The organism is Pseudomonas sp. NPDC088429, from assembly GCF_044753305.1.
Lineage (GTDB): Bacteria > Pseudomonadota > Gammaproteobacteria > Pseudomonadales > Pseudomonadaceae > Aquipseudomonas > Aquipseudomonas rustica.
The window spans coordinates 1-1231 of the sequence record NZ_JBIVMX010000177.1; the positions used below are offsets into that span (position 1 = coordinate 1).

Sequence of the window (1231 nt, forward strand, 5' to 3'; positions counted from 1 at the left end):
TGTCTGCCCCGTCGACTTCGAGCGCTTTGCCGTCTACGTGGATAGTGGCCATGGTTCAAAGGTCTTCGTTGGCCCGGTGTCAGCGGGCGTGGCTAATGGAATCTTGTTATCCGTGCGAATCAAACCAGCCTCGAAAGGCGTCATCGCAGGAGGCGAAGGGCTCAGGCCCTTCACCTTATTAAGCGTTTACGCGCCGATTACGATCGGCCTTGCCAGAGGCGGGACGGCGGCGCTGACAGGCGCGATACCGGCTTCGAACTCTGGACGGAAGTATTTGATGGCACTGCCCAACGGTTCCACGGCACCCGGTGCGTGAGCACAGAAGGTCTTGCCCGGGCCGAGGAAGTTGACCAGACCCAGCAAGGTCTCGATGTCGCCTGGCTGACCGCGGCCTTCTTCGATGGCCATCAAGAGCTTGACGCTCCATGGCAAACCATCACGGCACGGGGTGCAGAAACCGCACGACTCGCGAGCGAAGAACTGCTCCATGTTGCGCAGCAAGGAGACCATGTTGACGCTGTCATCCACCGCCATCGCCAGGCCGGTACCCATACGGGTGCCCACTTTGGCGATGCCGCCGGCGTACATTTGTGCGTCGAGGTGCTCAGGCAGAAGGAAACCGGTACCGGCGCCACCTGGCTGCCAGGCTTTGAGCTTGAAGCCGTCGCGCATGCCGCCGGCGTAGTCTTCGAACAACTCGCGACCGGTGACGCCGAATGGCAGTTCCCACAGGCCCGGGTTTTTGACTTTGCCGGAGAAGCCCATGAGCTTGGTGCCCATGTCTTCGCTGCCTTCGCGCGCCAACGATTTGTACCAGTCAACGCCGTCGGCAATGATCGCCGGCACGTTGCACAGGGTCTCGACGTTGTTCACGCAAGTCGGCTTGCCCCACACGCCGACGGCGGCAGGGAAGGGCGGCTTGGAGCGCGGGTTGGCGCGACGGCCTTCGAGGGAGTTGATCAGTGCGGTTTCTTCACCGCAGATGTAACGCCCGGCGCCGGTGTGGACGAACAGCTCGAAATCGAAGCCGCTACCGAGAATGTTCTTGCCCAGCAGGCCCGCAGCCTTGGCTTCTTCCACGGCACGATTCAAGTGCTTGGCGGCGGTGGTGTATTCGCCACGCAGGAAGATGTAGCCACGGTAGGTTTTCAGCGCGCGAGCACTGATCAGCATGCCTTCTATAAGCTGATGGGGCAGTTGCTCCATCTGCATGCGGTCTTTCAAGGTGTTG

The 1231-nt window shown here is 61.2% G+C and carries 1 protein-coding gene; it reads right to left on the reverse strand.

Annotated elements, in window-relative coordinates:
• Positions 1-186: 186 nt before the first annotated feature.
• Positions 187-1231, reverse strand: a 1045-nt coding sequence (locus ACIP66_RS28795) for an NADH-ubiquinone oxidoreductase-F iron-sulfur binding region domain-containing protein (RefSeq protein ID WP_400652700.1), incomplete at its 5' end; no start/stop codon positions are given.